The organism is Gordonia sp. LUNF6 (assembly GCF_047041125.1).
Classification (GTDB): Bacteria; Actinomycetota; Actinomycetes; order Mycobacteriales; family Mycobacteriaceae; genus Gordonia; species Gordonia sihwensis.
The window spans coordinates 97,551-122,527 of sequence record NZ_CP178181.1 but is presented as its reverse complement, the minus strand read 5'-3'; the positions used below and the strand labels follow the sequence as shown (position 1 = coordinate 122,527).

23 protein-coding genes, 1 tRNA gene and 1 pseudogene are annotated in these 24,977 nt (G+C 67.4%); 17 read left to right on the top strand and 8 right to left on the bottom strand.

Going from position 1 to position 24,977, the window contains the following annotated elements; all coding sequences use genetic code 11:
• Nucleotides 1-4: 4 nt before the first annotated feature.
• Nucleotides 5-622 carry a L,D-transpeptidase gene (locus tag ACK8HH_RS00630; protein WP_006897926.1) on the bottom strand — a complete coding sequence of 206 codons (618 nt, stop codon included), beginning with the start codon at nt 620-622 and terminating at the stop codon, nt 5-7.
• Between the two features lie 35 nt (nt 623-657).
• Nucleotides 658-1,359, bottom strand: a complete 702-nt coding sequence (locus ACK8HH_RS00625) for an MgtC/SapB family protein (RefSeq protein WP_006897925.1) — start codon at nt 1,357-1,359, stop codon at nt 658-660.
• A gap of 184 nt (nt 1,360-1,543) precedes the next feature.
• Here ACK8HH_RS00625 and ACK8HH_RS00620 point away from each other — a divergent pair, with 184 nt between their 5' ends.
• The 4 genes from ACK8HH_RS00620 (at nt 1,544) to ACK8HH_RS00605 (ending at nt 7,111) form a co-directional block, all read left to right on the top strand.
• Complete coding sequence (locus ACK8HH_RS00620; RefSeq protein ID WP_006897924.1) at nt 1,544-2,719, top strand: low temperature requirement protein A; 1,176 nt, start codon at nt 1,544-1,546, stop codon at nt 2,717-2,719.
• 120 nt (nt 2,720-2,839) lie between these two features.
• Nucleotides 2,840-3,781 (top strand): alpha/beta hydrolase, encoded by a 942-nt coding sequence (locus ACK8HH_RS00615; protein ID WP_006897923.1) that lies wholly within the window; start codon nt 2,840-2,842, stop codon nt 3,779-3,781.
• Complete coding sequence (locus ACK8HH_RS00610) at nt 3,778-5,052, top strand: ATP-grasp domain-containing protein (RefSeq protein ID WP_006897922.1); 1,275 nt, start codon at nt 3,778-3,780, stop codon at nt 5,050-5,052. The genes ACK8HH_RS00615 and ACK8HH_RS00610 overlap by 4 nt, the downstream gene beginning before the upstream one ends.
• 19 nt (nt 5,053-5,071) lie before the next feature.
• Nucleotides 5,072-7,111, top strand: a complete 2,040-nt coding sequence (locus ACK8HH_RS00605; protein ID WP_006897921.1) for a CocE/NonD family hydrolase — start codon at nt 5,072-5,074, stop codon at nt 7,109-7,111.
• Nucleotides 7,112-7,161: 50 nt separating this feature from the next.
• Here the strand turns inward: ACK8HH_RS00605 and ACK8HH_RS00600 are convergent, their stop codons facing one another.
• Together ACK8HH_RS00600 and ACK8HH_RS00595 are read right to left on the bottom strand one after the other, a co-directional pair.
• The gene (locus ACK8HH_RS00600; RefSeq protein ID WP_412475463.1) at nt 7,162-8,061 is read right to left on the bottom strand and encodes a hypothetical protein; all 900 of its coding nucleotides are present in this window, start codon (nt 8,059-8,061) and stop codon (nt 7,162-7,164) included.
• Entirely contained in the window at nt 8,058-8,213 is a 156-nt protein-coding gene (locus ACK8HH_RS00595) for a hypothetical protein (RefSeq protein WP_412475462.1), read from the bottom strand. The genes ACK8HH_RS00600 and ACK8HH_RS00595 overlap by 4 nt, the downstream gene beginning before the upstream one ends.
• Before the next feature lie 125 nt (nt 8,214-8,338).
• Between ACK8HH_RS00595 and ACK8HH_RS00590 the strand changes: the two genes are divergently transcribed.
• The gene (locus tag ACK8HH_RS00590) at nt 8,339-8,668 is read left to right on the top strand and encodes a hypothetical protein (protein ID WP_045537527.1); all 330 of its coding nucleotides are present in this window, start codon (nt 8,339-8,341) and stop codon (nt 8,666-8,668) included.
• Between the two features lie 291 nt (nt 8,669-8,959).
• Nucleotides 8,960-10,854, top strand: a pseudogene (locus ACK8HH_RS00585) (alkyl/aryl-sulfatase).
• A 281-nt stretch (nt 10,855-11,135) separates the two neighbouring features.
• Here the strand turns inward: ACK8HH_RS00585 and ACK8HH_RS00580 are convergent.
• Nucleotides 11,136-11,218, bottom strand: a tRNA-Leu gene (locus ACK8HH_RS00580).
• A 261-nt stretch (nt 11,219-11,479) separates the two neighbouring features.
• On the opposite strand from ACK8HH_RS00580, the gene ACK8HH_RS00575 reads away from it, so the two are divergent.
• The 7 genes from ACK8HH_RS00575 to pknB all read left to right on the top strand — a co-directional run bounded on the left by ACK8HH_RS00575 (nt 11,480) and on the right by pknB (nt 21,000).
• Entirely contained in the window at nt 11,480-12,769 is a 1,290-nt protein-coding gene (locus tag ACK8HH_RS00575) for a DUF3662 and FHA domain-containing protein (RefSeq protein ID WP_062367473.1), read from the top strand.
• Between the two features lie 111 nt (nt 12,770-12,880).
• Complete coding sequence (locus tag ACK8HH_RS00570; protein ID WP_006896815.1) at nt 12,881-13,345, top strand: FHA domain-containing protein FhaB; 465 nt, start codon at nt 12,881-12,883, stop codon at nt 13,343-13,345.
• Nucleotides 13,342-14,817, top strand: coding sequence for a PP2C family protein-serine/threonine phosphatase (locus tag ACK8HH_RS00565; RefSeq protein WP_006896814.1), 1,476 nt, complete (start codon nt 13,342-13,344; stop codon nt 14,815-14,817). The genes ACK8HH_RS00570 and ACK8HH_RS00565 overlap by 4 nt, the downstream gene beginning before the upstream one ends.
• Nucleotides 14,814-16,241 (top strand): FtsW/RodA/SpoVE family cell cycle protein, encoded by a 1,428-nt coding sequence (locus tag ACK8HH_RS00560; RefSeq protein WP_006896813.1) that lies wholly within the window; start codon nt 14,814-14,816, stop codon nt 16,239-16,241. The genes ACK8HH_RS00565 and ACK8HH_RS00560 overlap by 4 nt, the downstream gene beginning before the upstream one ends.
• Nucleotides 16,238-17,740, top strand: coding sequence for a peptidoglycan D,D-transpeptidase FtsI family protein (locus ACK8HH_RS00555; RefSeq protein WP_006896812.1), 1,503 nt, complete (start codon nt 16,238-16,240; stop codon nt 17,738-17,740). The genes ACK8HH_RS00560 and ACK8HH_RS00555 overlap by 4 nt, the downstream gene beginning before the upstream one ends.
• The gene (locus ACK8HH_RS00550; protein WP_062367472.1) at nt 17,737-19,077 is read left to right on the top strand and encodes a protein kinase domain-containing protein; all 1,341 of its coding nucleotides are present in this window, start codon (nt 17,737-17,739) and stop codon (nt 19,075-19,077) included. Before ACK8HH_RS00555 ends, ACK8HH_RS00550 begins: the two co-directional genes overlap by 4 nt.
• 6 nt (nt 19,078-19,083) lie before the next feature.
• Nucleotides 19,084-21,000: a Stk1 family PASTA domain-containing Ser/Thr kinase gene (gene pknB, locus ACK8HH_RS00545; RefSeq protein ID WP_006896810.1), complete on the top strand. Its 1,917-nt coding sequence runs from the start codon at nt 19,084-19,086 to the stop codon at nt 20,998-21,000.
• Nucleotides 21,001-21,012: 12 nt separating this feature from the next.
• On the opposite strand, the gene ACK8HH_RS00540 is transcribed toward pknB, so the two are convergent.
• A complete protein-coding gene (locus tag ACK8HH_RS00540) occupies nt 21,013-21,663 on the bottom strand; it encodes an aminodeoxychorismate/anthranilate synthase component II (protein ID WP_045540401.1) in 651 nt (216 codons plus the stop codon).
• Between the two features lie 55 nt (nt 21,664-21,718).
• Between ACK8HH_RS00540 and crgA the strand changes: the two genes are divergently transcribed.
• Nucleotides 21,719-21,997, top strand: a complete 279-nt coding sequence (gene crgA, locus ACK8HH_RS00535) for a cell division protein CrgA (protein WP_006896808.1) — start codon at nt 21,719-21,721, stop codon at nt 21,995-21,997.
• Nucleotides 21,998-22,105: 108 nt separating this feature from the next.
• Nucleotides 22,106-22,534: a PH domain-containing protein gene (locus ACK8HH_RS00530; RefSeq protein ID WP_412475461.1), complete on the top strand. Its 429-nt coding sequence runs from the start codon at nt 22,106-22,108 to the stop codon at nt 22,532-22,534.
• 12 nt (nt 22,535-22,546) lie between these two features.
• Here the strand turns inward: ACK8HH_RS00530 and ACK8HH_RS00525 are convergent, their stop codons facing one another.
• Complete coding sequence (locus tag ACK8HH_RS00525; protein ID WP_045540403.1) at nt 22,547-23,293, bottom strand: rhomboid family intramembrane serine protease; 747 nt, start codon at nt 23,291-23,293, stop codon at nt 22,547-22,549.
• A 125-nt stretch (nt 23,294-23,418) separates the two neighbouring features.
• Complete coding sequence (locus ACK8HH_RS00520) at nt 23,419-23,949, bottom strand: peptidylprolyl isomerase (protein WP_006896805.1); 531 nt, start codon at nt 23,947-23,949, stop codon at nt 23,419-23,421.
• A 68-nt stretch (nt 23,950-24,017) separates the two neighbouring features.
• Between ACK8HH_RS00520 and ACK8HH_RS00515 the strand changes: the two genes are divergently transcribed.
• On the top strand, nt 24,018-24,167 hold the full coding sequence (locus ACK8HH_RS00515) for a hypothetical protein (RefSeq protein WP_169317717.1): 150 nt from the start codon (nt 24,018-24,020) through the stop codon (nt 24,165-24,167).
• Nucleotides 24,168-24,191: 24 nt separating this feature from the next.
• Nucleotides 24,192-24,977, top strand: a complete 786-nt coding sequence (locus ACK8HH_RS00510) for a DUF4190 domain-containing protein (protein ID WP_157225326.1) — start codon at nt 24,192-24,194, stop codon at nt 24,975-24,977.

Here is a 24,977-nt window from a genome sequence, read left to right as displayed (position 1 = left end):
CGCCTCACTCGGCCACGGTCACCGTCGTGCCGACCTCGGCCCAGTCGTAGAGATGCTTCATCTCTGGTCCCGGAACGTGGACGCATCCGCGAGATCCCGCGGTCTTGAAGGCTTCGCGGTCGCCGAACGCCGTCTTCTGCCACGGTGCGTCGTGGAATCCGAAGTCACCGAAGAACGGCAGCCAGTAGCGAACATGGTCTCGGTAGCCGGGTCCGACGAGGTCCCGATTCGTCTCTCGGCTCTGAACGGTCCAGGTGCCGGTCGGCGTGCCGTCACCGCGCGCGACGTTCCCCGTCGTCACCGGTGACGACGACACCGGACGTCGCCCGTCGCACATCCACATGGCTTGCTGGGACAGACTGACTCGGATCAGTCGTCGTCCGGGCGCGTTGGTCCGGCACTCGGCACTTCCTGCTGCGCGAATGGCGGCGGGATCGGAGATCGTGCTCGCCGGAACCGCCGCGGCATGCGTGGCGGGCTGCACCGCGGCAGAGTTCGTGTTCCACGTCAGATGGAGAAGCAGCGCCACCGTCACCACCAGTGCCGCGGTCGCCAGGGCGAGCGGCGCCGCGTACCCGCGCACACCGCTGCGCAGTCGGTTGCCGCTCGCCACTTCCGCCACCCTGGTCTCCTCGCACTCGCGATGGCCCAGGGTAGCTATTCCGACTCCTGCTCGGATAGGACCTGCACCTCACGGACGCCGTCGATCTCGGCGAGAGCCGCGACCAACGCCTCCGTCCTCGCTCCCCCGGCCACCTCCAGGATCAGTGCGGCGGTGCCGTCGACTTCCACGTCCTGAGGCCGGGCCTGCCGTATCGTCCACCCGCCGCTGGTGATCGACTCGATGATCTGCCGCAGTAATCCGTGCCCGTCGGCGTAGGTGACTTCGATCTGCGATTCGGAGACCTGCCCGGGCAACAGTCGCGACAGGGCCCGCAGTCCATACGCCGTCACGAAGTGCAGCGCGGTCACCACCACGGCCAGCAGCCACAGGCCGGCGCCGGCCGCCATGCCGATCGCTGCGGTCTCCCACACTGAGGCCGCAGTCGTGAGGCCGCGCACCGCACCCCGGCGCGTCAGAATGATGCCCGCTCCAAGGAAGCCGATGCCCGACACCACCTGAGCGGCCACTCGCGACGGATCGACGACCACTTCGTCCGAAAGCACATTCATGAATCCGTACTTGCTGATCAGCATGAACAGTGCGGCGGAAGTGCCCACGATCGCCTGAGTGCGGAGCCCGGCACTGCGCCCGCGAAGCTGTCTCTCAAGCCCGATCAGCGCGCTGAGGACAAACGCGAGTACCAGCTCACCCACTTGGGGCCAGCCCTGCTGCTCCAACGCGTCAGCGAGTGCCATCGTCGTTCGACGGTACTCCCGGAGCAAGCGCACCGGAGTGGCGCTGAGAGATTCTGCCGACTGGTTCCACGTGAAACCGGCATCGGCACTCCCCGCGACGTCGTTACGCCCTCAGCTCGAGTCGGCGTCAAGCTACGCTGAGCCGCACCGTCAGGGAGTTCGACGAAGGGGGTCGGCCGTGGCTATGCCGGCATTGGGGCGAGCACGCAGCAAGGGCGGCGAGGTCGCGACCATCGAGTTGTTCTTCGACCTCGTCTACGTATTCGCGTTCAGCCAACTCGCATCGTTTTTCGCCGAGCACCTCACCGGCCGCGGGACCGTCGAGGTGATCGTCATGTTCGGCGGAGTCTGGTGGGTGTGGAACTACACCGCGTGGGCCACCAACTTCGTCGACCCAGCCCGCATCCCCGTCCGGATCCTGCTGGTCGTCCTCATGCTGTTGAGCCTGGTGATGGCCGCGTCCATCCCTGAGGCGTTCGGCGACCGAGGACCCCAGTTCGCCATCGCGCTGGCTGCGATGCAGGTGGTCAGGCCGTTGTTCATCGCGATTGCGATGCGCGGACAGCAGATCGGCCGCAATTACGCGCATCTGCTCGCATGGTCCGCCGTGGCCGCCGCGGTGTGGGTGATCGGCGCGTTCTGCGAACCCGACACCCGGCTGATCGTCTGGATCGTCGCCCTCGCCATCGACGTCGCCGCCCCGCTCCTGCGCACCTGGCTGCCGCGGTTCGGCGGAATCGACATGCGGATGTGGGAATTGACGCCCGCACATCTCGTGGAACGTAATCGGCTGATCTTCATCATCGCGCTCGGCGAGACGGTCCTTTCCATCGGGCGCGAGTTCATGCACATGGAATCGAGCCTGTACTCATTCGTTGCACTGGGGGTGGCGTTCGCCGTCCCGGTCGCCTTCTGGTGGCTGTATTTCGCCCACCATTCGGAGCGCACCGAACGACGGCTCGAAGAGGCCGACGATCCGACCGCCCTCGCCCGCGGAGGCTTCGCATATGCGCACGCCATCCTGGTCGGCGGCGTGATCGTGACCGCCGTCGGCACCGAGAAGATGCTCGCGCATCCCCACGATGAGACGACCACCGTCTACGCGCTGCTCCTCGCCGGTGGCCCGGCGCTGTTCTACATCGGCCTCGCGCTCTTCGTGGCGTCGATCGGCGGCCTGGACCGCTTCGAATCGACTGTCACGGCGTCAACCCTCGCCGTCCTGGCGGCAATCGGCGTTGTCGCCGCATCGACAGGTATCGAGCTCCTCGTGCTGGCCGCGCTGGTCGCTGCGATCCTCGCCGCCGGAGTCGCCTCCGCGTCCTGGCATCACCGGAACGACGCCGCGGTCGCGAAGTCCTGAGGCATTCGCACCCTCCCGTTTCCGCCGGCTGGCAGTCGCCGCACCCCACGTTTCGCGCAACCGCGACCCGGGAACCCCGTGCCCCAGGACATTGAACGGACACGGAAGGGAAGGGACCCGATGGTCTCGATACCGGCTCGATTGACGATGGCCTCACTGCGCGCGACGAGGAGCAAGAAGTTCTATGCAGACCCGGCGGTGATGACCGAGCGCCTCCCCCGGCACCAGCGCAAGAGCATGACCACGCCGCCGTGGCTGCCCACGGTGCAGGTCTCTCTCGAACACGTCGGCGACATGCGCTGCTACCGCATCGAACCGCGCGACGGTGCAGGCGACACCCGCATACTGCACCTTCATGGCGGTGGCTTCGTCGAGGAGCCGCAGCGCCATCATTGGCGGTTCCTCGCGTGGCTGGCGCGGGCCGCCGACGCCTCTGTGATCATGCCTATCTATCCGCTCTGCCCATCGGCGGATCACCGCACGATCATCCCGGCGGTGGCCGATGCGGCGCACACCTATCTAGCAGGCGCACCCGGGCCCACTGTGCTCTCGGGTGACTCCGCAGGCGGCCGACTGGCTCTCGAACTGTGCTGCGGTGATCGGAGATTGCGAACCGAACCGGACGCCGTCGTACTGCTCTCGCCATGGATTGATCTCACGGTCTCGATGCCGGAAGCCGACGCGATCGACCCCGATGATCCGGAACTCGGGATCGCCGGTCTGCGTCAAGCGGGACGGTGGTTCGCCGGGAACGCGCCGCCCACCGACTTCGGGCCCGTCGACGGCGAGCGACTCTCGGCGCTGCCCCCGACGATCGTCTTCACGGGCACACGCGACGTCCTCAACCCGGATGCCCGCGATTTCGTCGGCCGGGCGCGATCAGCAGGCGCCACGATCAGCCTCAAGGAGCATCCGGGCATGTTCCACAACTGGATCATGCACAAGATCCCGGAGGCCAGTCGGGCGCGCAGGGAACTCGAGGCCTTCATTTCCGAACGTCTCGAAGACGGAGGGTCGCACCTGCGGGGACGATCCACGACCTCGAAGGGGTCGATGCAGTGACTGTCAACGTGGTGGTCCCGGGCCTCAGCGACCGGCAGCGAGCCGAACTCGAGGCACTGCCCGGCGCCGACCAGATGCGGTTCCACAGTCTCCTGGACGTCGAGACGCTCACCGCCGCGCCTCATTTCGACCTCGAGTCGCTGCTCGACCGAGCCCGCGAAGAACTCGCGACGCTGGGCCGGGTGGACGCCATCGTCGCCCACTGGGACTTTCCGACCAGCATCCTGGTGCCGATCCTGGCCATGGAGAACTCGATACCGTCGCCCAGTCTCAAGAGCTTCCTGACGTGCGAACACAAGTACTGGTCTCGATTGATGCAGGCCGAGGCAGTACCCGAGTGCGTCCCGGATTTCGCGGCGTTCGACCCCTTCGACGACGACCCGCTGAGCGGAATCGAGGTGGCATTCCCGTTCTGGGTGAAGCCGGTGAAGTCGCACTCATCGCAACTAGGCTTCGAAATCCACGACGCTGACGAGTTCTACGAGGCGGTGGCCCAGATCCGCCGCGAGATCACGGTGATCGGCGACGCCTTCAATCAGGCGTTGGGCATGGTCGACCTACCTCCGGAGATCGAGCGCTTCAGCGGCAACAGCTGTCTTGCCGAGCAGATCATCTCGGGACGGCAGGTGGCGCCCGAAGGCTCAATGTACCGAGGAGAATTCATCACCCACGGCGTCTTCGACATGCGCAAGAGCTCCAACGGTCTCACCTTCGACCGACTGGACTACCCGGCGGGCTCGGTGGGCGACGAACTCATCGCCCGGATGCTCGACGTGAGCGAACGTTACCTGCGACACATCGGGTTCGACAACGGTTGCTTCAACGTCGAATTCATGTGGGACGACGAGATCGACAAACTCTGGGTGATCGAGGTCAACACACGAATCTCGCAGTCGCACAGTGAGCTGTTCCTGCGGGTGGACGGCACGTCGAACCACGAGTACGCCATCGATGTGGCTCTCGGGCGACGGCCCGAACCCGGCTCTCGGCGCGGCCCGTACCGGATGGCGTCCAAGTGTCTGCTCGGCCGCGCCGACGACGGGGTCGTGACGTCGACGCCGACCCAGCACGATCTGGCACGGCTGCGCGCAGAGGAACCGGGATGCACAGTCGAGGTGGATGTGCAGCCGGGCGATCGTCTCAGCGAACTGCCCAACCAAGACCCCTACCGCTACGTCCTGGCGACGGTGTACGTCGGCGGTCAGGAGGTGGACGATCTGGAGCAGGCCTACGAGCGAGCGTCGGAACTCTTGCCGTTCACGTTCGAGTGACCTACGGGGAGGATAGAGCATGGAGGTTGTCAACCGGTTCGACCGCCGCGTCGAAGTGATCGAGAACCTGTTCATCACGATGCATGACGGGACACGGCTCGCCGCCCGCGTGTGGATGCCGGAGGACGCGAACTCCGAACCGGTGCCCGCAGTGCTCGAGTACCTCCCGTACCGCAAGCGTGATGACACGCGTGAGCGTGACAGTCTGCATCACCCCTATATCGCCGGGCACGGATATGCGTCCGTGCGCGTCGACATCCGGGGCACCGGCGACTCCGACGGAGTGCTGCGGGACGAGTACCTGCCGAGCGAGCAGGAGGACGCCTGCGAAGTGATCGCCTGGCTCGCCGAGCAGCCCTGGTGCGACGGCAATGTCGGGATGATGGGCATCTCGTGGGGCGGTTTCAACAGCCTGCACGTTGCGGCGCGCCGACCACCGGCGCTGAGAGCGATCATCAGCGCATCCGCGACCGACGACCTCTACGTCGACAATATGCACTACATGGGCGGGTGCCTCCTCTCCGACAATCTCTCGGAGGCCACCGTCATGTTCGTCAATAACAGCCTCCCCCCGGATCCGGACATCGTCGGACCGCGGTGGCGCGAGATGTGGCGCGAACGACTGGAGGGCAGCGGTCTCTGGGCCGCGGAGTGGATCGAGCACCAGCATCGCGATGACTACTGGAAGCGCGCGTCCGTCTCGGAGGACTACTCACAGATCCAGGTGCCGGTGATGTCCGTCGGCGGCTGGGCCGACGGCTACACGAACGCCATCTTCCGCCTGCTGGAGAACCTCGACGTTCCGCGCAAGGGGCTCATCGGCCCGTGGGGTCATAAGTATCCGCACCTCGGTGTGCCCGGTCCGGCGATCGACTTCCTGAACGAGACCGTCCGGTGGTGGGATCACTGGCTCAAGGGCATCGACAACGGAGCGATGGACGGGCCGATGCTGCGGGCCTGGATGCAGGACAGCATCGCGCCGAACCCCGCGTACGACGAACGGCCGGGCCGCTGGGTCGGCGAGGACAGCTGGCCGTCGTCGCGCATCGACGATCACGAGTACGTACTCACTCGATACACGCTCGACGACTTCGTCGACAGCACCGAGGTGCGGCCGCGACCGTTGGCGATCCTGTCGCCGCTGTCGGTCGGTGGATCGGGCGGGAAGTGGGCGTCGTACGCCGCGACGCCGGACCTCCCCACCGACCAGCGCGACGAGGACGGCGGCGCACTCGTGTTCGAGACAGAGCCGATGGCACACGACATGGAGATCCTGGGGCGACCGACGTTGACCGCGGCGGTTGAGGCGGACAAGCCGGTCGCTCAGATCGCGGCCCGTCTCTCCGACATCGCCCCGAACGGAGAGGCCACCCGCATCACCTACGGTCTCTGCAATCTCACGCACCGGAATTCGAGCGCTGCGCCGGAGCCTCTGGAACCGGGAACCAAATACCGAATCGACGTCGAACTCAACGGACTGGCACAGCGTCTGCCCGCCGGGCACCGACTGCGGCTGTCGTTGTCCACCTCGTACTTCCCGCTCGCCTGGCCGCCGCCGGAGCCGGCGACCGTCACCGTCTACACCGGCGAATCCCGGCTCAGCGTCCCGGTGCGTCCTCCGCGTGACGCCGACGCCCTACTCAAGGACCTGGGTACGCCGAAGAGCGCGCCGCCGATGGCTCGCCGGAACCTGGAGTCGGGTCGGCACCATTGGCGCACCACCCGCGACCTCGCGTTCGGCACCACCACACTCGAGATCGAAGACGATCAGGGAACCACCCTGATCGAGGAGACCGACACCGCGGTGACGCGGTCGGCCACCGAGTGGTTCGAGTACCGGAACAACGACGTGACATCCGCGCGCGGTACCACGCGCACGGTGCGGCGCGTCGAACGCGGCGACTGGCGTATCGAGGTGAAGACGCACACCGTGCTCTCTTCGACGAGCAACGAATTCATTCTGACCGCCGAACTCGATGCCTACGAGCTCGACGATCGAGGCTCTCGTCGGGTGTACGCGGAGAGCTGGGATCGGCGGATTCCGCGTCGTCTCGTTTGATCTTGCGTCGAGCGGTCGTCTCCGAAGGCCCGGGCCCGGCTGCGGAGCGGTCAGGTCACCAGTGTGCGGCCGCGGCGCCAGGCGTCGCGGAAGGCGATCGACAATCGTTCCTCCACGGTCTGATGGGCGCGCATACCCGCGACCACCTCCTGCTCGCCGGGTTCGAAGGTGTCGAGGCCGGTTCGACGCACGTCTCCTGAAGGGCCTGCCTGTCCCTGCAGTTGCGCGAGATAGCGATGGATCGCGGCGTCGGCCGCTCCGAGCCGTTGCAGTCCGAGGAGGATGCCGGCGGACCTCGTCGTGGCGTTCACTTCCGCCGCGGTGGCACGGCCGACCGCAGCGCTGCGCCACGTCGGCCGTATTCGCACGCAATCGGTCAATACCAGCGGGCCGAGCGCCGCAGCCGGTGCCGTCGGCAGGTAAGCCAGATAGCCCGTGTCGAGCCCGAACGATTCGAGTACTCCGTCGAACACTTCCCGCTGCGACGACGAACCCCGCGGAGACAACAACGAGCCCACCGCGAAATAGTCGGCGAACTCCCGCAGATCGGCCACCTCGGCGAGATACCCGTCCAGCGCGAGAAAGGCGTCGCCGCCGGACGAGTGTGCGGGCTCGGTGCTCGGCACCCCGCGCGTCGAACCCCGAGCGCCGCAATACCTCGATGAGACCTTCGTGAAGAATCGATCTTCGAGGAGCAGGCGAATCTTCGTCAGATGCCGGTCCGAACAACGTTCCGAGTCGACCCCGTGCCACCCGCGGTAGTGGAGTTCGTGAAGAACCACGAGCGCGAGCATCGCGTCGTCGGACCACGCTTCGGAGAGACACACGGTCCGGTCGTACGAGATGACCGCCGCTTCGCGGTTCCGCCGAAGACAGTCGATCACCACGTCGGAGACCGGGCCTCGAGCGGCCGGGAGCAGCGGGCGGTCGACCGATGACGCGGCCCTCATCGGACTGAGGTGATCGTCGTGGCGACGGTTGAGCCCGTCGACGCCGTGCGCAGACCGTTGTGAACGACCACGTCGCGATCGGCGAGGTGACCGGAGGTCAATCGGCGTCGAGCCGGCGATCCAGGAACCGATCCCAGTGCGGTAGAAGCCATATCGTCACTCCTGTCCACCTCGTCCCCGACACGGGGAACCTGGTATCGGATACCCGACTGTGACGTGGATCAAACTCCGGGCCACAGGATGGTTGATCCCGGCCTCACGTGGGTATCCGTCCGGCATGAACAGCAGGCCGGACGCCGCGCGCAGAGATGCGGAGAAGCGCTGGGGCCACCCGAAGGACTTGAGGTCGCCGGCGCTGTTCCTCGGCGCCGTTGTGGTGATCGCATTGGGTGTACTGGTCGCCTTCGTGATCGGCGGCGCCCCGATCGGTTTGGCGGCCGCCGTCCCCGGAGTCCTGGGGGTGGGCGGCCTCGTCGCTCTGGCGATGGCCTTCCGTGCATACCGCCGTGGACGCAGCTGGGTGGAGTGGCAGGGCGTCGGTTGGCTGCTGCTGACCATGATGCTGCCGGCGCTGATCCTGCCTTTCATGGCCGCCTCGGCGCCCTGAACAACGGCTCGGGTGGATGATCGTGCCGGTGGAGTCGCTGTGCGGTACCGCTCGGTTGTCGCGCAGTTCGCCGGGATCCCGAGAATCTCCGAGACGTGGCCGAGGACTCCCACACCACTCGGTAGACGTGTGGTGATCCTGGCATCTCTCAGGAGTTCGGCGCACTCGACACCGCGAATTCCGGATGTGCAGTCTTCGCCCTGGGATGGTCACCCGTTGCCGGTGAGTGGTTCCACTGAGTCCGATCGTGCGGACCTACGGTGAAGCCGAACCGGCGGTTTATGAGAGGAAATGATGTCATCCAATTCACGCGAGGCGACGGCCACCATCATCGCGCAGAACGCCGCACTTCGAGAACGGCTTCCGTTCTCTGACACGCAGGATTTCGAGGACGCCATCGCGGTCTGCTCGGCAAGCGCGTTCCGAATGCGATCAGGAACGCCGAGGGAACCGTGGTGTGGGACAACGACACCTACGACTTCCTGCAGGGCGAAGCCCCCGACACCGCGAATCCGAGCCTGTGGCGACAGTCGCAGCTGAACTCGATCCAGGGCCTCTTCGAAGTCGTTCCTGGGATCTACCAGGTTCGCGGGTTCGATCTTTCCAACGTCACTTTCATCGAGGGCGACACCGGTGTTCTGGTCCTCGACCCGCTGGTGACCGAGGAGACGGCCGCGGCCGCACTGGAGTTGTACCGCGAACACCGCGGCGACCGGCCCGTCACCGGCGTGCTCTACACCCATCCGCACGTCGACCACTTCGGCGGTGTTCGCGGCATCGTGAGTCAGGAGGACGTGGACTCGGGCCGAGTTCCGGTCATCGCCCCCGAGCACTTCACCGAGCACGCCGCGTCGGAGAACGTCTACGCGGGCACTGCCATGGCCCGCCGATCTGCGTACATGTTCGGTGCAGCCCTCGCTCGCGGCCCCCAGGGCGCCATCGGAACCGGTCTGGCGCAGACCGTCGCCACCGGCAACATCACTCTGATCGCGCCGACACTCGACATCACCACCACCGGCCAGGAAGAAGTCGTCGACGGCGTCCGAATGGTCTTCCAGATGGCGCCGGGCACCGAGGCGCCGGCCGAGTTCCTGGTCTACTTCCCCGAGCACAAGGCGCTGTGCGCGGCCGAGGACGCCACCCACACGCTCCACAACCTGCTGACTCTGCGTGGCGCGCTGGTGCGTGACCCGCATGCGTGGGCCGGATACCTGACCGAGACCATCGACCTGTGGGGCGGCGAGGCCGAGGTGGTCTTCGCCTCTCATCACTGGCCGACGTGGGGCAACGAGCGCGTGGTCAAGTTCCTCTCCGAGCAGCGCGACCTCTACGCCTACCTGCACGACCAGTCGCTGCGGCTGATCAACCAGGGCTGGACCGGAATCGAGATCGCCGAGCACCTCGAACTCCCGCCCGTGCTGGAGAACGCCTGGCATGCGCGCGGCTACTACGGCTCGGTGAGCCACAATCTCAAGGCGATCTACCAGCGATACATGGGCTGGTACGACGGCAACCCGGCCCACCTCTGGCAGCATCCGCCGGTCGCGCAGGGCAAGCGCTACGTCAAGCTCGCGGGCGGCGCCGATGCGGCCGTAGCGAACGCCCAGGCGGCCTTCGACGAAGGCGACTTCCGATGGGCCGCGGAGGTCCTCAGTCACGTCGTGTTCGCCGAGCCCGACCACGCCGGGGCCCGCACCCTCCTGGCCGATACCTTCGAGCAGCTCGGCTACGGATGCGAGAACGGCGTGTGGCGCAACATCTACCTGTCCGGCGCCACCGAGCTCCGCGAAGGCAAGTTCGGCACGCCGACCGTCTCGGCGTCGCCCGACGTGATCTCCGCGCTCACCCCTGAGATGCTCTTCGACGCTGTCGCGATCCAGATCAACGGTCCGCGCGCGTGGGACCTGAAGCTGAGCATCGACGTCGTGATCACCGACGCCGACGTTCGCTACCGGCTCCGGCTGTCCAACGGCGCCCTGACCTACAGTTCCGCACCCCAGAGCGGTGACGCGGAGCTGACGATCACGACCACGAAGCAGGCGCTTCCGGTGCTCGCCACCGGAGCCCTCTCCGCCGACCGTCTCACCGAGGCGGGCATCGAACTCAGCGGTGACACCACGGTGCTGGAACGACTCGCCTCGGTCATCGATCCGGGCGACCCCGACTTCTCCATCGTCACGCCCTGATCCAACGCGGGGCGTTCACGTCACTCCGGAGCAGTCACGAAAGCGGCGCGAGCGTGCAGGTGCACGCACAGGACTGCCCACCTCCGCGTGCGGAGGTGGGCAGTCCTGGCAGTCTTGTGCGTGCTGCGACCAAGAGGATTCGCCCTACCGGTCTTGGGTCTCAAGCCATCGGGGGCTTAAAGGTCTCGGGCGTTTCCGGCCGGGAAGGCCACACCTGAACCCCCGGAAAAGCAATGAGTCGCGACATCGTGTGTAAACGATGTCGCGACTCATCACAACTGTGGGCGAAGGGGGACTTGAACCCCCACGTCCCGAAGGACACTGGCACCTGAAGCCAGCGCGTCTGCCATTCCGCCACTCGCCCGTGGCTGGTCGATCGAACGACCGGCGTCCGTGTGGACTTGAAAAAGATAGCACGCACACCCGGCCAAATGAAAAACCACGCCTCCACAGAGGTGATGACCTGCGACGACGCACATTGGCGCCCGCCTGCCCCACCTGTTACTCCTGTGACGCCCGGTACAGGAGTCATTCACGAGTCTCCGTCATGTCTTTCCGGCCGGTAACATGTTGAGACAAGGTATGCACGTCGACACGCCAACCGAGGGAAAGGGCACGAGATCTCGTGGGTTTCTTTGACCGGATCGAGCGCAAGCTCGAGTCCGCCGTGGACGGCGGGTTCGCCCGGGTCTTCGGCGGCAAGGTCGCACCGCAGGAGATCGAGCACGCCCTGCAGCGGGAGGCCGAGACCTCGGCCGAAGACCTGGGCGACGGCGCGACCTTGGTGGCCAACAGCTACGTGGTGACGCTGAGCGACTCGGATCTTGATCACGTCGCAACCGAGTACGAACTGAACCGGAAGATCTTCTCGCGCCATTTGGAGGACTTCATCCGGGACAATGGGTGGCAGACTTACGGGTCTGTCGTCGTAGAGTTCGAACAAGCGCCGTCGTTGCACACCGGTCAGTTCCACACTCGTGGCGTCGTCGACCCCGACGTCGCGCCACGACCACTGGCACAGCGCCGTGCGCCGGCGGAGCAGCAGCCGACATACCGACCTGAAAGTCTCGACCGAGGAGCCCGAGCCATGACAAATCCCCCCGGAAACGACCAGGGCGGCCAGAACTACGGCTACGCCCCGCAGGGCGATCCGAACTACCCGCAGTACGACTACAACCAGCAGGGCGGGTATCCGCAGCAGGGTCAGGAACCGCAGCAGCCGTACGGCCAGCAGCCGCAGTACGACCAGGGCGGCGGCTACGACCAGCAGGCATACGGACAGCAGCAGGCGCAGCAGTACCCGCCGCAGCAGCCGGCCGATCAGGGCTACAGCCAGCAGTACGACTACAACCAGCAGCCCGGCTACGACCAGCAGTACGCCCAGCAGCCCCAGTACGACCAGCAGGGTTACGACCAGGGCCAGCAGGGTTACGACCAGGGCCAGCAGGGTTACGGCCAGCAGCCGCAGTACGACCAGGGCGGCTACGACCAGCAGTACGCGCAGCCGGGCTACGGCCAGCCGCAGTACGGACAGCCCGCGTACGACCAGCAGTACGCTCCGCAGCAGCCGCCCTACGAGCAGCAGGGGTACGCTCCGGCCGCCTACGGTCAGCCGGCCGGCTACGCGCCGTCGGCCATCACCCTCGTGCTGGAGGACGGCAGCAACCGCACCTTCTCCCTGCGGCAGGGCTCCAATGTGGTCGGCCGCGGTCAGGACGCGCAGTTCCGCCTGCCCGACACCGGCGTCTCGCGCCGCCATGTCGAGATCCGCTGGGACGGTCAGACCGCCATGCTGACCGACCTCAACTCGACGAACGGAACCACCGTCAACGACCTGCAGGTCAGCAGCTGGGAGCTCGCCGACGGCGACCGCATCCGGCTCGGCCACTCGGACATCACCGTCCGGTTCCAGTAGTAGTTTCCGCATAAGATGCTCATCGGGTGACTGCACGGTCACCCGACCGTTGAATGCATCCGGGGGTACGAGGAACCGGATACCCGTCTGTGAGGGAGGTGATGGGAGTAGATGCAGGGCATCCTGCTGCAGGTGATCCGATTCGGATTCCTCATCCTGCTCTGGCTTTTCGTGTACGCCATCATCCGGGCGATGCGCGCCGATCTGGCCGCGGCCGGTGGCGCACGGATGCCGTTGACCTCCGGACGAGCCGAGCGCAAGCAGCGGGCCGCGCGATCCCGCGGTACCGCGCGCTATCTGGTGGTGACGGCGGGCGCTCTCGCCAACACCCGCATCACCCTCGGCACGCAACCGGTCCTGATCGGGCGGGCCGACGATTCCACGCTGGTTCTCACCGACGATTACGCCTCAGAGCGTCATGCGCGCATCTCTCCGCGCGGTGACGACTGGTATGTCGAAGACCTCGGTTCGACGAACGGCACGTACCTCGACCGTGCCAAGGTGACCACCGCCGTCCGCGCTCCGATCAACACACCGATCCGGGTCGGCAAGACCGTGATTGAGTTACGCCCGTGACCCTAGTGCTGCGCTACATCGCGCGGAGCGACCGCGGCCTGGTCCGCTCGAACAACGAAGACTCCGTCTACGCCGGCGCGCGACTCCTCGCGCTCGCCGACGGCATGGGCGGTCACGCGGCGGGCGAGGTCGCCAGCCAACTGGTGATCCAGGCGCTGCGACCGCTCGACAACGACGAGCCCGGCGGCGATCTCCTGTCGGCACTCGAACGCGCCACCGCCGACGGCAACGCGGCCATCGCCGAGCAAGTCGCCAAGCAACCCGAACTCGACGGCATGGGCACCACGCTCACCGCCATCCTCTTCGCCGGCAGCCGGATCGGCCTGTGCCATGTCGGCGACTCCCGCGGCTACCTGTACCGCGACGGCCAGCTGAGCCAGATCACGCGTGACGACACCTTCGTCCAGAGTCTGGTCGACGAGGGCCGGATCACCCCCGAGCAGGCTCACAGCCACCCGCAGCGCTCCCTGATCATGCGCGCCCTGACGGGGCAGGCCGTGGAACCGACACTCATCATGCGCGAAGCCCGGGCCGGCGACCGCTACCTGCTCTGCAGCGACGGGCTGTCGGACGTCGTCAGCGAAGAGACGCTGGCCGATACCCTCGGTTCCATCGAAGACCACAAGGCCTGCGCCGACCGGCTGATCGAGCTGGCACTGCGCAGCGGCGGTCCGGACAACGTGACCGTCGTGGTGGCCGACGTCGTCGACGACGAGTACGGCGACTCGACGCCGATCGTCGGCGGCGCCGCGGGCGAGGACGATTCCGCGGGATACGTCCCCAATCCGGCCACGGCGGCCGGTCGCGCGGCCGCCCTCCGCCCGCCCGCACCCGCACCGGCGCGCCCGACCATCACCGCCACCGAACCCGAGCCCGCCAAGAAGGCGAGCTGGCGCTGGCCGGTCCTCATCATCGCGGTCCTCGCGATCATCGGACTTCTGGTGACCGCGTTCTTCGTGGTGCGGTCGAAGGCGATGGCGAGCACCTTCGTCACCGCGGTCGACGGCAACGTCGAGATCTACTCCGGAACCCCCGACAACCTGCTGTTCTTCACAGTGCGGGCGCCGAAGGAGCGGGTCTGCGTCGACGACCTGACCGCCGACTCGCCGACCGTCCGGTTCCAGCCGTCCGACTCGACCGCGTCGTGCACGCCGATGAAGGTCGACGACCTCACCGGTATCGGCCGCAGCGCCGTGACCTCCAACAGCATCAAGAACAATTCACTCGAGAGCACCCGGGACCGCGTCCGCGGACTCGAGTTCCTGCCCAAGTGCGCACCGCCCGAGCCGCCGGCGACTCCCAAGCCCGAAGCACCCAAGCCGGGCGAGCCGCGGTCGGAGACGCCCAGGCCCGAGACGTCGAAGCCGGAGGCCCCGAAACCCAGCGGTGCGCCGAAGTCCGGTGAGACCTCGTCTGCGCCCATTCCTACGGTCGGTGCGGACGGCCACAACACCTGCAGGAGCGACGGATGACGTCGGCTCCACCTGTCCACGCACCTCCCGCTCCGCGGCCCAAGAGCGCGGGACGGCGCACCGAGCTGGTGCTGCTCTCGTTCGCGGTCTTCGTGGTCTTCGCGGCGCTGTTGACGGTTCAGGCCGCGCAGGACCAGACCCTCAGCTGGGATCTGGTCAAGTACGTCGCGGCCTTCATCGCGCTCTTCGGCGTCGCGCACCTGGCGATCCGCCGGTTCGCTCCCTACGCCGATCCGCTGCTGCTGCCGTGCGTGGCCCTGCTCAACGGCCTCGGCCTGGTGATGATCCACCGTCTGGACCTGGGATCGTCACGGCACGACGAAGTCGTCAAGGCCGACGAGGTGACCCACAACGCCGACCAGCAGTTGCTGTGGGCGGTCCTCGGCATCGTCGCGTTCTGCGTCACCCTGATGGTGGTGCGCGACCATCGGACGCTGTCGCGCTACGCGTACACCCTGGGTGTCAGCGGGCTGATCTTCCTCGCCATCCCGGCGATCCTGCCCGCGTCGATGGCCGAGGTCAACGGCTCGCGGAACTGGATCATCCTCCCGGGGTTCAGCATCCAGCCGGGTGAGTTCTCGAAGATCCTCATCATCATCTTCAGCGCGGCGTTCCTGGTGTCCCGGCGCGACCTGTTCACCACTGCGGGCAAGCAGTTCGCCGGCATCGACTTCCCCCGCCTGCGCGACCTCGGTCCGCTGCTGGCGGCGTGGGTGATCGCGATCGGCGTCCTCGCGCTCGAGAACGACCTCGGCACGCCGCTGCTGATCTTCGCGACGGTGCTGACGATGCTGTACATCGCCACCTCGCGGGTGAGCTGGCTGATGCTGGGCGTCACGCTGTTCGCCCTCGGCGCCACGGTGGCCTACCAGCTGTTCGAGCACCTCCGGATCCGCGTCTCCATCTGGCAGGACCCGTTCGCGCAGTACGACACGTACGGATACCAGATCGCGCAGAGCCTGTTCGGCTTCGCGACGGGCGGCATGTTCGGCACCGGACTCGGTTCCGGGCGTCCCAACATCGTGCCGTTCGCCAACACCGACTTCATCCTGACCTCGTTCGGCGAGGAACTCGGACTGGTCGGCGTGGCGGCGATCCTGATGCTCTACCTGATCGTCACGATCCGCGGACTCCGCGCGGCAGTCGCCGTCCGCGACAGCTTCGGCAAGTTGCTCGCCGCCGGCCTGAGCTTCACGATCGTCTTCCAGGTCTTCGTCGTCCTGGGCGGCGTCTCCAAGCTGATCCCGCTCACCGGTCTGACGACGCCGTTCCTGGCCTACGGCGGCTCGTCGCTGCTGGCGAACTACATCCTCCTGGCACTGCTGATCCGGGTCTCGAACGCCTCGCGCGAGCCCGACGTTCCGAAGCCGCGCCCGAGCCGTCCGGTCGACGCGATGGCCACCCGGGCGGTGCGTCGCCAGTGAACCGTCCCATTCAGAAGGTCGCCATCGCCTGCATCGTCATGATCGTGGCCCTGCTCGCCAACGTGACCTACGTGCAGGTCTTCAAGGCCGACAAGCTCCGCACCGACACGCGCAACTCACGTGTCCTGCTCGACGAGTACGCGCGTCAGCGCGGCGTGATCGTGGCCGCGGACGGCACAGTGCTCGCGGAATCGGTCCCCACCGACAACCGCTTCAAGTACCTGCGCCAGTACCCGAACGATCCGACGACGTTCGCCCCGGTCACCGGCTACTTCTCGTTCGTGTACCGGGCCGACCGCGGCATCGAGTACGCCGAGGACTCGATCCTCAACGGCAACGACGACCGCCTCTTCACCCAGCGGTTCATGGACATGTTCTCCGGCCGCGATCCGCGCGGCGGCAACGTCGTGACGACCATCGACCCGAAGCTGCAGCGAGTGGCCTACCGCGAACTCACCGACGCCGGCTGCGAGGGGCCGTGCCGCGGCGCGGTGGTCGCGCTCGAACCGAGCACCGGCAAGATCCTCGCGCTCGCGTCCACTCCCAGCTACGACCCGAACGCGCTGGCCACCCAGGACTTCAGCAAGGCCGAGAAGGCGTGGGAGAAGTTCAACGCGGAGGGGAACGACGATCCGCTGACCAACCGTGCGATCAACGCGCTGTATCCGCCGGGTTCGACCTTCAAAGTGGTCACCACTGCGACCGCGCTCAAGGCCGGGGTGTCGCCGGACGCACGGCTGACCTCGTCGTCGGTCATCACGCTTCCCGACAGCACCGCGACCCTCTCGAACGACAGCGGCAGCACGTGTCCCGGCGCCTCGAACGGCACGGTGACCCTGACGCAGGCCTTCGAGTACTCGTGCAACACCGCCTTCGCCCAGCTGATGACCGAGAAGGTGCCGGGTGACGCGTCGGAGGAGTTCACCGCCACGGCCAAGCAGTTCGGCGTCGGCGAGGATCCCCCTGGGATTCCGATGGACGTCGCGAAGTCGACCGTCGGCGACATCGGCGACGATCGGGCCGCGCTGGCGCAGTCGGCGATCGGACAGCGCGATGTGCGGCTGACCGTCCTGGAGAACGCGGAGATCGCCGCGACCGTCGCCAACGGCGGCGTCCGCATGCGCCCGTATCTCGTCGACAAGCTGCAGACCGCCGACCTGCGGACCATCTCCACCACGGCGCCGTCGGCGTTCAACCGGCCGCTGACGGCCGAGGAGGCCGATCAGATCACCGACATGATGGTGAAGTCGGAGCAGCACACGTCCGGCGCCCAGGCGGGCATCGCGTCCAAGACGGGCACCGCAGAGCATTCGGACACGGCCGGCGGAGGTGAGACGCCGTACGCCTGGTACATCGCGTTCTCGCCGAGTTCGAACGCACGGATCGCGGTCGCGGTCATCATTGAAAACGGCAATAGGGGACAGAATTCGTACGGCGGCCTCGCAGCGGCCCCGATCGGACGCGCTGTCATCAACGCATACGCGGGAGGTGCTCGATGAGCCTGCAGAACGGCACCATCATCGCCGACCGGTACCGACTGGTCCGGTTGATCGCCACTGGTGGCATGGGCCAGGTCTGGGAAGCCCTGGACACACGTCTCGGCCGCCGGGTGGCGGTCAAGGTGCTCAAGGCCGAGTACTCCAACGATTCGGAGTTCCTCGGCCGGTTCCGCACCGAAGCGCAGACCACCGCGCGGCTCAACGATCCGGGCATCGCCAACGTCTTCGACTACGGCGAGACCCCCGATCGCAACGGCGGCGACCCGCTGGCCTACCTGGTGATGGAACTCGTCGACGGTGAGCCGCTGAACTCGGTGATCGCCCGGATGGGCCACCTCTCGCTGCCGCACACCCTCGACATGCTGGAGCAGACCGGCCGCGCACTGCAGGCCGCGCACACGGCGGGTCTCGTGCACCGCGACGTGAAGCCGGGCAACATCCTCATCACGCCCACCGGTCAGGTCAAGATCACCGACTTCGGCATCGCCAAGGCGGTCGACGCCGCGCCCGTCACCCAGACGGGCATGGTGATGGGCACCGCCCAGTACATCTCTCCGGAGCAGGCCACCGGGGGCGAGGCGACCGCCGCATCGGACGTGTACTCGCTCGGCGTAGTGGGATACGAGGCGCTCACCGGCCGCAGGCCCTTCCTGGGCGACGGTGCCATCACCGTCGCGATGAAGCACATTCAGGAGCCTCCGCCGCCGCTGCCGCAGAACCTGCCGGCACCGGTGCGTGAACTCATCGAGATCACGCTGTCGAAGGACCCCGCGCAGCGGTATGCGACCGGCGGCGAGTTCGCCGACGCCGTCGCCGCGGTCCGCGCGGGCAACCGTCCGCCGATTCCCCGGAGCGCTCTCGGCGCCGCCGGAGTCGCCGCCGCTGCCGCGGCACCGCGCCCGTCGACCCGTGCGATGACTTCGCCCGGCCTGCAGCAGCCGCCGCAGACCGGCGTCTCGACGGCCGCCACGCCGGTCGACGACGGCGGATGGAGCACCACGCACAAGGTGCTCACGGCGGTGGCCGCACTGCTGCTGCTCGCAGCCATCGCGCTCGTCGCCTACTGGCTCACCACCAGCCCTCGCACGCCCACCGCACCGACGCCCTCGTCTTCGCACGTCACCACCACGGTGACCGAGCGGGAGACCACGACCGACGAGACCACAACCCGGACTCGTGAGACGACGTCGGACACGCCCACGACCACCACCACCGAGGAGCCCACCACCACCGAGGAGCCGACGACGACCTCCGAGGAGCCGACGACGGAGGAGCCGACGACGCGGCCGTTGTTCCCCCCGATCACGATTCCGGGCCTGCCCGGCGGCGGGGGGTGAGCGATCATGATCGATCCGCACTATCTCTCTGACCGCTACGAGCTGGGTGAGACACTCGGTTTCGGCGGTATGTCCGAGGTGCAGTTCGCGCGCGACCTGCTGCTGCACCGTGACGTGGCCATCAAGGTCCTGCGTGCCGATCTCGCCCGGGACCCCACGTTCTATCTGCGGTTCCGCCGCGAAGCGCAGAACGCCGCGAAGCTGAACCACCCGAGCATCGTGCAGGTCTTCGACACCGGCGAAGCGGAGACCGACGAGGGCCCGCTGCCGTTCATCGTCATGGAGTACGTGGAGGGTGAGACTCTGCGGGATCTGCTGCGCTCGTCGGGACACATCGCGCAGAAGCAGGCGATGACCTGGATGGCCGACGTGGCCGCGGCCATGGACTTCTCGCACCGGAACAACATCGTCCACCGCGACATGAAGCCGGCCAACGTGATGATCGACCGCACGGGCGCGGTGAAAGTGATGGACTTCGGCATCGCCCGCGCCATGGACGATACGTCGGCGACCATGACGCAGACGTCCGCGGTGATGGGGACGGCGCAGTACCTCTCGCCCGAGCAGGCGCGCGGCATCAAGGTCGATCCCCGCAGCGACATCTACTCGATGGGCTGCGTGCTGTTCGAACTCGTCACCGGAGAACCGCCGTTCACCGGTGACTCGCCGATCGCCGTCGCCCACCAGCACGTGCACGAGGATCCGCGGCGCCCGTCGTCGATCCGGCCGGAGATCACCCCCGAACTCGATTCGGTGATCATGAAGGCGATGAGCAAGAACCCGGCCAACCGGTACCAGACCGCGGCCGATTTCCGCGCCGACCTCATCAAGGTCCTCGCCGGCGGCAAACCGTCCGCGCCGATGCTGCTGACCGACGAGGAGCAGACCGCCCTCATCGAGTCGCCGCGCCTCGCGGTGCGCAACGAGACCCTGCCCAGCCGTCGCGGAACCGGAGACGACGGCGATGAGGAGGAGACCGGAGGACGCGGCGGTCTGCTGCGGCGCGGGCGCGTGCAGGTGGCGATCGCTATCGCTGCGATCGTCGTGCTCCTGATCAGTCTGTTCGCGTGGTCGCCGTGGAAGACCACGGCGCCGCTCATCGCCGTTCCGAAAGTCGCCGGCCTGGCCGCCGACGCCGCACAGGCGAACCTGGAGCAGGCCGGCTTCACGGTGAAGCGGACCGAGGAGGCCAGCACCGACATCGCGGCGGGCCTGGCCACCCGGACGGCGCCCGGCGACGACGTCCCGACCCCCAAGGGCTCCGAGGTGACGCTGTACATCTCGTCCGGGCCCCAGCGACAGCCCATCCCCGATCTGCGCGGCAAATCCGCCGACGAGGCCACCGAAGCTCTCAAGGTGCTCGGATTCACCGAGGTGAAGACGCAGAACTCCGAATCCACGGTCGCGCTCAAGGACAAGGTGGTCCGGACCAATCCGCGCACGGGCATTCCCGCGGCGGTGAACGCACCGGTGATCCTGTACATCGGTACCGGCCCCAAGGAGGTCACCCTTCCGGACCTGCGCGGCCAGACTTCCGGCCAGGCCCAGAACGTGCTCGACCAGCTCCAACTGGAGATGAAGACCGTGCAGGTCGATTCCGAGCTTCCGGCGGGACAGGTGGTCAGCACCTCGCCCAACCCCGGAGCGACGGTGGAGGTCGGCAGCGTGATCCAGGTTCAGGTCTCGCGCGGCAACATGTTCGTGATGCCGGATCTGCGCGGCAAGAGTCTCGAGGACGCCCAGCGGGCGCTCGAGGACGCGGGCTGGGAGCCGAACACTCTCAGCTCCAGCGAGCGCGGCGTCGGTCTCGCCAGCAAGGACGACGGCAAGGTCATCTCGCAGAGCCCGGCCGCGGGCAGCAAGCTGCGCAAGAACGCGACGGTGTCGGTGGTCATCGGCCGGGCGAGCCTGCTCCCCGGCTGACCGGGACGCCGGCTACTCGGCGCCGGCCAGCGCCTTCGCCATCTGATCTTCGAGTTCGGCGACCCTGCCCTCGGGAACTGTGAGGCCGCAGATCCGGAGCCAGTTCGCCAGCATCCGGTGACCGCCCTGCGTCAGCACGCTCTCCGGGTGGAACTGCACTCCGTGGATCGGCAGCTCCCGGTGCCGCATCGCCATGACGATGCCGGTCTCGGTGCGGCCGGTCACCTCCAGTTCGTCCGGGATCGTCTCCGGTGCCACGGTCAGCGAGTGGTACCGGGTCGCGACGAAGGGCTGCGGCAGTCCCTCCAGCACACCCACGCCGTCGTGCAAGACGAGCGAGGTCTTGCCGTGAAGGAGTTCGGAAGCCCGGGTGACGGTGGCGCCGAACGCCTCCCCGATCGCCTGGTGGCCGAGGCAGACGCCCAGAATCGGGGTGCCCGCGGCAGCCGCGACCGGAATGATCGGCTCGGTGGCACCCGCACGGTCGGGGGTTCCGGGTCCGGGGCTCAGCAGGATTCCGTCGAATTCACCGACCACCTTCTGCAGGTCGGCCAGCTGCTCGTCGTCGTTGCGCCACACGACGGCGTCCACACCCAGCTGACCCAGATACTGGACCAGGTTGTAGACGAAGCTGTCGTAGTTGTCGATGACGAGGATGCGCACGTCGTCCAGATTAACGGGTTCCCCACCTGGGCTTCGACTCAGTTACCGTAGACATATGCCTAAGTCAAAAGTCCGGAAGAAGACCGACTACACCATCAACACCGCGAGCCGCACTCCGGTGAAGGTGAAGGCGGGACCGTCCGGCCTCTGGTACCAGATCGTCATGTTCGGCCTGATGCTCATCGGTCTGGTCTGGTTGATGGTGTACTACCTCGGCGCGTCGACGGCGAAGTACTCGGCGCTCGACTGGATGACCTCGCTCGGCCCGTGGAACATGCTGATCGGATTCGGCTTCATGGTCGTCGGCCTGTTGATGACCATGGGTTGGCGCTGACCGCTGCCGAAACGACGAAGTCCCAGGTCGCGACTGCCGCTGCCGAAATGACACACATGTTATTCATCCCCACTGTGGATAGATCCTGTGGATAACAACGACTTGGCTGTGCATGAACAGTGGGCGACGCCGCTTCCCGCCGCCCTCGCACTCGTGGGAGCGGGCCTCGCGCTGGGCGCCGCGGCGGCCGCGTCGTACGCCGAACCGCCCGCAATGGTCTTCATCGGGCTGGCCGCGGTGGCGTTGATCGTCTCCGGCGCGGTCTCCCTGCTCCGCAGACCGCGGCTGGTCCTGCTCGACGGTCCGGAGTTGGAAGTGCGAACGCTCCGGGGAACCGTCCGCCTCGGATCAGGCGATATCGCCGCGGTGTCGGTGCTGACCACGCGGCGGATCGTGGGACGCAGACGCCAACTGGTGATCGACCTGCCGGACGACCGCCTGCTGGTGTTCGGCCGGTGGGATCTCGGCGAGGAGCCGGCAGCCGTGGCCGAGAAGCTGCGCGCCGCGGGCCTGCCGGTGAAGGACTCGACGAACTGAGAGCCGAAGCGCTCAGCCGATGGCTGCGGCGAACCCGGTTCCGATCGCCAGCGCGATCACGAGAAGCGCCGCGAGACCGATCCACCCGACGCGCGTGACCTGCTGATACGTCCGCTTCTCGGGCGGCAGTACCTTGACCGGGAGCCAGATGATCGCGGCCGCGCTCGCCGCTCCGAAGACGAAACCGCCGAAGTGCGCCCAGATCGAGATACCCGGAATGCTGAGCGAGAGCACCACGTTCAGCACGATCACCGTGATCAGCGTGGTCGCGGGCAGTTTGAGCCGGATGACCACGATCAGCAGCGCACCCAGAAGGCCGTAGATCGCACCCGACGCGCCGGCGGTCGCAGCGAGTTCCGGACCCAGCGCCACCACCGCCGCACTGCCGCCGAAGAGGCCGATCAGGTAGACCGCGAGATAGCGGGCCGGACCGAGGACGCGTTCGAGATCGGCGCCGATCAGGTACAGCGAGATCATGTTCATCGCCACATGCAGGATCGACCAGTGCAGAAAGCCGGAAGTCAGCAGTCGCCAGTACTCGTTCTCGAGACCGAGTCCGGTGACCAGGGCGCCCTGCTGCATGATGCTCGACTTCACGAGCAGGTTCGACGTCCCGCCCGCCTGCAGCACCACAGCGATGAAGGCCGCCAGATTCACCGCGATGAGACCGTACGTGACGATCGGTCTGCGGGCGGCGGCCGAGGCGTCGACGACGGGAGCGTCGGTCCGTACTCGGGCGGTGGCGTTGGCCTCGTTCACGCAGTCGACGCAGTGCTGCCCGACGGAGGCGGGCCGGAGGCAGTCCGGACAGGCCGACCGCCCGCAGCGTGTGCAGGACAGCGCTGTCGGGCGGTCGGGGTGCCGGTAACAGGTCTGGGTCAAGTTCAGCTGAGCTCGACGCTCTCGATCACGACGGCGTCGACCGGACGGTCCATGCGGTCGGTCGCGGTGGTCGCGATCGCGTCGACGACGGCCTGCGACGCCGGGTCCTTGACCTCGCCGAAGATGGTGTGGCGACGGTTCAGGTGCGGGGTCGGGCCGACGGTGATGAAGAACTGCGAGCCGTTGGTGCCGGGTCCCGCGTTGGCCATCGCGAGCAGGTACGGGCGGTCGAACTGGAGCTCCGGGTGGAACTCGTCCTTGAACTGGTAGCCCGGGCCGCCGCGGCCGGTGCCGGTCGGGTCGCCGCCCTGGATCATGAATCCGTCGATCACGCGGTGGAAGACGGCCCCGTCGTAGAACGGCCCGCTGGTGCCGCCCTTCGCGTTCTGGGTGGAGTACTCCTTGGAGCCGTCGGCCAGCCCGACGAAGTTCTCGACGGTCACGGGCGCGTGGTTGGGGAAGAGTTCGATGACGATGTCGCCGCGATTGGTGTGCAGGGTCGCGGTCTTGTTCTGCTCACTCACACGCTCCATGAAACCACGTCGGCGCCGACCGTGACCGGCAGTGGCGTGCACCGGGTGCCTCCTGGCACGCTGGACGGATGCCGAACAAACTCCTGGTCGCCCTCGCCTCCACGCTGCTTCTCCTGCTGACCGCCATCACCGTGGTGCTGCGTCGGTCGCGGACCGCGCATCCGCCCGTCGCCGCCGCGGTACCGCGTATCGAAGACGTGCGCGGGAGCGGTGACTGACCGCCGACAGGTAATTTGTAGATCGTGACTTCCGACGACTCGCGCGATCAGAGCCCGAATCCCGCTCCGGGACCGGGTTCGACGCCCCCGGCACCGCCGACCCCGCAGCCCGGCCGGCAGGCCGCGCCGTGGGAGAAGCCGCCGGTCGCCCCCAACACGGCACCCGGGCAGCGACCCGCTCCCGCCGGCCCGCCGGGGCGGCCGAGTCACGCAAGTGCACCGACCCCCACTCCGCAGGCGCCCACGCCACCGCCGACGGTCCGGCCCACCGGCAGTCCGGCGCCGTCGGCGGCCCGGCCGGGAGGTCCGTCTCCGAGCGCGGCACCGCCCCGGCCGGGCAGCGTTCCCCCGCCTCCGGCGCAGCAACGGCCGGCGGGCTCTCCGCCGCCGAACAGCCCTCTTCCCCCCACCGGCGGTCAACGCCCCGGTGCGGGACCCGCACTCGCTTACTCGGCGGTCGGTGATCAGCAGCGACCCGACCCCACCACCGCCCTTCCGGCGGCCGGCGCGCCCGCACCGGCCAAGCCGTCGCCCGTCACCGACAAGGACTCCCAGCCCGTGACCAACGCATCGACCGCTCGATCGTCAGTCGCCGCCCCGTTGAACTGGAACGCGGTGATCGCCTTCGTCCTGTCCGCGATCGGTCTGCTGTCGCCGGTCGGCATCTGGCTGGGCTACAAGACCCGCAGGCAGATCGATGCGAAGCGGCAGCTCGGCCGCGAGTTCGCGACCGCCGCCATCATCATCGGATGGCTGTGGATCGTCTTCGTGGTCCTGGGCCTGCTCGCGTACCTGTGGATTCTGATCTGA